Source organism: Lampropedia hyalina DSM 16112 (genome assembly GCF_900129055.1).
Lineage (GTDB): Bacteria > Pseudomonadota > Gammaproteobacteria > Burkholderiales > Burkholderiaceae_C > Lampropedia > Lampropedia hyalina.
This window is the reverse complement of record NZ_FQUZ01000005.1, coordinates 129,845-135,902: the sequence shown is the minus strand read 5'-3', so window position 1 is coordinate 135,902 and position 6,058 is coordinate 129,845. Positions and strand designations below refer to the sequence as shown.

6 protein-coding genes are annotated in these 6,058 nt (G+C 64.1%); 2 read left to right on the top strand and 4 right to left on the bottom strand.

Annotated elements, in window-relative coordinates:
* The coding region (locus BUE21_RS03390; protein WP_143164397.1) for a zinc ribbon domain-containing protein at window positions 1-138 on the top strand (138 nt) is incomplete at its 5' end.
* A gap of 13 nt (window positions 139-151) precedes the next feature.
* Here BUE21_RS03390 and BUE21_RS03385 read toward each other — a convergent pair.
* On the bottom strand, window positions 152-1,927 hold the full coding sequence (locus tag BUE21_RS03385) for a type I secretion system permease/ATPase (protein WP_084522766.1): 1,776 nt from the start codon (window positions 1,925-1,927) through the stop codon (window positions 152-154).
* 174 nt (window positions 1,928-2,101) lie between these two features.
* Here BUE21_RS03385 and argJ point away from each other — a divergent pair, with 174 nt between their 5' ends.
* Window positions 2,102-3,364, top strand: coding sequence for a bifunctional glutamate N-acetyltransferase/amino-acid acetyltransferase ArgJ (argJ, locus tag BUE21_RS03380; protein ID WP_073354668.1), 1,263 nt, complete (start codon window positions 2,102-2,104; stop codon window positions 3,362-3,364).
* A gap of 51 nt (window positions 3,365-3,415) precedes the next feature.
* On the opposite strand, the gene BUE21_RS03375 is transcribed toward argJ, so the two are convergent.
* Genes BUE21_RS03375 through BUE21_RS03365 form a run of 3 tightly spaced genes read right to left on the bottom strand, consistent with a single transcriptional unit; the run spans window position 3,416 to window position 6,048 of the window.
* Window positions 3,416-4,345, bottom strand: a complete 930-nt coding sequence (locus BUE21_RS03375; protein WP_073354667.1) for an HpcH/HpaI aldolase/citrate lyase family protein — start codon at window positions 4,343-4,345, stop codon at window positions 3,416-3,418.
* Complete coding sequence (locus tag BUE21_RS03370; protein WP_073354666.1) at window positions 4,345-4,833, bottom strand: MaoC family dehydratase; 489 nt, start codon at window positions 4,831-4,833, stop codon at window positions 4,345-4,347. Before BUE21_RS03370 ends, BUE21_RS03375 begins: the two co-directional genes overlap by 1 nt.
* Window positions 4,834-4,866: 33 nt before the next feature.
* A complete protein-coding gene (locus BUE21_RS03365; protein WP_073354664.1) occupies window positions 4,867-6,048 on the bottom strand; it encodes an isovaleryl-CoA dehydrogenase in 1,182 nt (393 codons plus the stop codon).
* Between the last annotated feature and the right edge of the window lie 10 nt (window positions 6,049-6,058).

Here is a 6,058-nt window from a genome sequence, read left to right as displayed (position 1 = left end):
AAAGGTATCGCAGGTCTTGGAATAAGAGAATGGACGTGCAGCGACTGCGGGGCGGCACACGAGCGCGACGTGAACGCAGCACGCAACATTCTCGCGGCAGGGCATTGCCGTCTCGCTGGAGGAATCTCCTGCCTTTAGGCAGGGGAGGATGTCAATGGATTGAAGCCGGTGGGCTGGTGGTTTTGGCTGTGCTTGCGGGGATGCGCGGGGCTCCGGGTTTTCGGATGGCCGGGGATGGTGTGGCCGTGTGGCCTCGCAGCGCGGCAAGGACCTGGTCGCGCGGGCCGAACTGCACCACGGCTCCTTCTTTCAGGAGCAGCAGTTTGTCGGTGGCTGCCAGTACCGATTGCCGGTGGGTGATGATGATGGCGGTGGCGTGGCGGGCCTTGATGGCGTTGATGGCATGGATCAGGGCATTTTCTCCCTGGTCGTCGAGGTTGGAGTTGGGTTCGTCCAGCACCACCAGACTGGGCTTTTTGTAGAGTGCGCGGGCCAGGGCAATGCGCTGGCGTTGGCCGCCGGAGAGTTTCACGCCACCGGCCCCGATTTCGGTCTGGTAGCCGTCGGGCAGGCGCAGGATGAGGTCGTGCACGCCAGCTTCCTGGGCGGCCGATACGATGCTGTGCGAGTCCAGTGGGCCGAAGCGGGCGATGTTTTCTGCGACGCTGCCTTCAAAGAGTTCGATGTCCTGTGGCAGGTAGCCGATGTGTGGCCCGAGTTCCTCTTTGTTCCATTCAAAGATATCGGCCCCGTCGAGCCGGACGTTGCCCGACAGTGGTTTCCAGATGCCCACCAGCAGGCGGCTGAGGGTGGATTTGCCCGAAGCACTGGGGCCGATGATACCCAGTGCCTCGCCCCTGGGCAGGGAGAACTGGATGTTGCCCACGATGGGTTTGCTGGAGCCCGGCGGGCCGCCGTACAGGGCTTCGATGCGCAGTTCGCCCTTGGGGGCTGGCAAGGGTAGGGAGGGTGTGTCTGCCGGGTAGGTGTGCAGCAGTTGGCGGATGCGGTCGTGGGCACGGCGGGCGGCCACGAAGTTTTTCCATTGTCCGATCAGGCCTTCGATGGGACTGAGGGCGCGACCGCTCAGCAGCGACGCGGCGATCATCATGCCTGCGCCCAACTGGTTCTGGATGAAGAGCCATGCCCCCAGCCCCAGGGTCAGGGATTGCAAGGCGATGCGGATGGCGTGGGTGGCCGAGGAGATGACCACGGCCCGTTCGCTGGCCAGGGTCTGGTGGTCGAGCATGTCGTGGTGGCGTGCCAGCCAGCGTTGGCGCACATGGGCGATCATGCCCATGGCCTCGATGACTTCGGCATTGCGCAGATTGCTGGCAGCCTGGGCATTGGCACGGATGCGCAACTGGTTGGCCTCGCTCAGGGGTTCGTTGGTGGCCCATTCGTTGATGAAGGCCAGCGCGATCAGGACGATGGCACCGGCAAGCACCAGGCATCCCAAGGCCCAGTGCACCAGGAAGATGATGGCGAGAAATACAACGGTCCATGGGGCGTTGAAAAAGGAGATGATGCCCTGCCCGGTGAGGAATTGCCGAATCTGGTTGAAGTCCGAGAGGGCCTGCTGGGCATTGCCGTTGCCTTCGCGCAGGTAGCTCTGGTAGGTGGCGCGGAATATGCGGTCGTTGAGTTGGGCATCGAGTTGATTGCCGAATCGGATCAGGGCTTTGCCCCGGACGGCTTCGAGCAGGCCCATCAGCACATAAAGCCCCAGCGCGATCAGCGTGAGCATCACCAGGGTCGTGACGTTGAGGCTGGCAAGCACGCGGTCATAGACTTGCAGCATGTAGATGATGGGCGTAATCATCAACACGTTGAGAACGGCAGTGAACACGCCAACTGCCATGAAAATGTGCCGGAACCGGCGCAGGACGGAAAGAACCTCTGAAGGAGGTGTGGGATCATGTTGCATGGTGTTGCCATTATGCACATGCTACGGAGTTTGCCGCAGGAGCATCAGAGCCTGACAAGCCTCTGCGAAGAAGTGCATGGCTGCCGTGCCAAAATCCGGTGCGGCAACGGGGCAATCCGCCCTATGATTGTCCCTGTTTTATTCCGTGTTTCAACTCCATTCAAGAGGTGTTTTGTGCCTGTCAATCTTTCTGTTCCTGAGGTTTCCGATCTGCTGGCCGTTGCGGGGGTGCGCATTGCCGTGGCCGAGGCGGGCATTCGCAAGGCCCACCGCAAGGACCTGACCTTGTTCGTGCTGGATGACGGGGCAGCCGTGGCCGGGGTGTTCACCCAGAACCGTTATTGTGCCGCGCCGGTGCAGGTCAGCCGTGAGCATCTGGCACAGGCTGCCGAGGTGACGGGGCAGGGCATCCGGGCCTTCATCATCAACACCGGCAATGCCAATGCGGGTACGGGCGAGGCAGGCTTGCGCCATGCGCACCAGACAGCGGCGGCCGTGGCCACGCAACTGGGGCTGGAGCCGGTGCAGGTGTTGCCGTTCTCCACCGGGGTCATCATGGAGCCGCTGCCGGTCGATCGCATCGAGGCGGCCTTGCCCGCACTGGCACAGCAGGCCCAGGATGGCGAGGCGGGCAGTGCCGCCCGTTGGCTCCAGGCTGCCCAGGGCATCATGACCACCGACACCGTGCCCAAGGCCGCCAGTGCCAGTGCGACCATTGAGGGCAAGGCCGTGCATGTCAGCGGCATCAGCAAGGGGGCGGGCATGATTCGCCCGAATATGGCGACCATGCTGGGCTTTGTGGCCACCGATGCGGTCGTCGCCCCGGAGTTGCTGCCGCAACTGGTGCGCCAGTTGGCCGATGAATCGTTCAACCGCGTCACCATCGATGGCGATACGTCCACCAACGATTCGTTTGTGCTGGTGGCCACGCACCAGGCGGGCAATGCGCCCATCACCAGTCTGGAGAGCAGCGAAGGCCGGGCCCTGTATGCGGCCTTGCGTGCGGTGGCCCAGCAACTGGCCCATGCGATTGTGCGCGATGGCGAGGGTGCGACCAAGTTCATCACCATCCGCATCACGGGGGCCAAAACATCTGCCGAGGCCGCGCAGGTGGCGTATTCGATTGCCCATTCGCCGCTGGTGAAAACGGCTTTCTTCGCCAGCGACCCGAATCTGGGGCGCATTCTGGCGGCTGTGGGCTACGCGGGCATTGCCGATCTGGATCAGCACCGGATTGCCCTGTATCTGGACGATGTGCATGTGGTGCAGGACGGTGGCCGTCGCGCCGAGTACCGCGAGGAAGATGGCCAGCGGGTGATGGCGCAGGCGGAGATCACCATCCGCGTCGATCTGGGGCGTGGCGATGCCGAGGATACGGTGTGGACCTGTGACCTCAGCCACGATTATGTGAGCATCAACGCCGATTACCGCTCCTGACCCGACGGTGGCGGCCCTCTCCTGCCGTCATGGAAGGAAAGAGGGCCGTGCTCAGGCTTGCTCCCGCCGGGCGAGTTGTGCCGCCAGTGCCAGTACCCGCTGGGCCTGGCGCAGATGCGGCAGGTCGAGCATTTTGCCGTCCAGTCCGATGGTGCCTTGGTCGGGCTGGTCGGCAAATGCCTGCACGACGCGCTCGAACCAGGCGATTTCTGCTGCATCGGGCGTGAAGGCGGCATTGATGATTGGAACCTGTGCCGGGTGGATGGCCAGCTTGCCGGTGAAGCCTGCGCGGCGTGCCGCCTGGGCTTCGGCCTGCAAGCCGGTGCTGTCGCGGTAGTCGGCCCATATGGTGTCCACCGGCTGCACGCCAGCGGCACTGGCTGCGGCCAGGCACAGGCTGCGGGCAAGGCGGAACAGGTCGTCATAGCGGCCATCGGGCAGGCGGTTGTGGCTGGCACCGATGGCGGCGGCCAGGTCTTCCGCACCCCAGGTCAGTCCATGCAGACGGGCATGGGGCTGCTGGTGATAGGCTTGCAGGGCGAACAGGGCCTGCGGCACTTCGGTAACGATGGGCAGGATGCGGATGCCGTGGGCGGGCAGGGCGTGGTGCGCTTCGAGGGCATCCAGGCCGTGGCCCAGGCGCAGTACATCGGCCACTGCGCTGGCCTTGGGCAGCATGATGCCGTCGGGCGCGCCTGCGCAGACGCACAGGTCCTGCATGGCCCAGGGGCTGTCCAGCGGGTTGATGCGCACCCACAGTGGCTGGCGGCGTTGGGCCTTGGGGTGCTGGTGCAGGTATTCGAGCGCGAGCTGTCGGGCCGTGGCCTTGCGGTCGGCGGCGACGGAGTCTTCCAGGTCGAGGATGAGTGCATCGGCTCCCGAGGCGGCGGCCTTGTCCAGCTTGCGTGGGCTGTCGGCCGGGACGAACAGCAGGGAGCGCAGCGGTGCGTGGGATGCAGCGGTGGCTGGAGTATGCGGCATCAGGTGGTCTCCAGGGTGTCGGTATCATTCGTGCCGCTGGCAGGCAGCCGGAACATCAATGCGGTGCGGCTGCAACTGCCCACCAGTTCGCCGCGCTGGTTGTAGGCGCGGTGCTGGAAGACCACGATGCCGTTGTGCGGGCGTGAGCGGCTCTCGCGCTTTTCCTGCACGCTGGTTTCGATGCGCAGGGTATCGCCCACGAATACGGGCTTGGGAAAACGCACCTCGTCCCAGCCCAGGTTGCCCACGGTGGTGCCCAGCGTGGTATCGCCCACCGACACGCCCACCATCAGCCCCAGCGTGAACACGCTGTTCACCAGCGGCTGGCCGAATTCCGTGCCCTTGCTGTATTCGGCATCCAGGTGAATGGCGGCCGGGTTGTGCGTGAGGGCGCAGAACATGAGGTTGTCGGTTTCGGTGACGGTGCGACGGATGTCGTGCTGGAACACCTGGCCGATTTCAAATTGCTCGAAGTAAAGACCTGCCATCGGGTTTCTCCTGGGGGAACGGATGTGGCTGTATCAGCGGGTTTCGGCGAAGAGTTCGCGGCCGATCAGCATGCGGCGGATTTCGCTGGTGCCCGCGCCGATTTCGTAGAGTTTGGCATCGCGCCACAGGCGGCCCAGCGGGTACTCGTTGATGTAGCCGTTGCCGCCGAAAATCTGGATGCCTTCACCGGCCATCCAGGTGGCTTTTTCGGCGCACCAGAGGATGACCGAGGCGCAGTCCTTGCGCACCTGCCGCACATGCTGGCTGTCGAGGCGGTCGAGGTTCTTGCCCACGGTGTAGGCAAAGCTGCGCGCGGCCTGCAAGGTGGTGTACATGTCGGCCACCTTGGCCTGGATGAGCTGGAATTCGCCGATGCTCTGGCCGAACTGCTTGCGGTCGTGGATGTAGGGGATGACGTTGTCCATTACCGCCTGCATGATGCCGATGGGGCCGGCAGCCAGCACGGCGCGTTCGTAGTCCAGCCCGCTCATGAGCACTTTCACGCCGTTGTTCACGCCGCCGAGGATGTTTTCGGTGGGCACTTCCACGTTGTCGAATACCAGCTCGCCGGTGTGGCTGCCGCGCATGCCCAGCTTGTCGAGTTTCTGCGCGACGGAAAAGCCTTTCATGCCTTTTTCGACGATGAAGGCGGTGATGCCGCGCGCACCCTGTGCCGGGTCGGTCTTGGCATAGACCACCAGGGTGTGGGCATCCGGGCCGTTGGTGATCCACATTTTGCTGCCGTTGAGCCGGTAGTGGTCGCCCCGGTCTTCGGCGCGCAACTGCATGCTGACCACATCGGAACCGGCCCCCGGTTCGCTCATGGCGAGTGCGCCAATGTGCTCGCCGCTGAGCAGTCCGGGCAGGTATTTCTGGCGTTGCGCGTCGGTGCCGTTGCGTTTGATCTGGTTCACGCACAGGTTGCTGTGCGCGCCGTAGGACAGGGCCACCGAGGCACTGGCGCGGGAGATTTCTTCCATGGCCACCATGTGTGCCACATAGCCCATGTTGCTGCCTCCGTATTCTTCGGGCACGGTGATGCCCAGCAGCCCGAGTTCGCCGAATTTGCGCCAGAGATCCATCGGGAACTGGTCGTCGCGGTCGAGGGTGGCGGCACGCGGGGCGATTTCGGCGGCGGCGAAGCTGCGCACGGCTTCGCGCAGGGCGTTGATGTCGTCGCCCAGGTCGTGGTCAAGTCCGGGAAGGTGGTGCATGGTGTGTCTC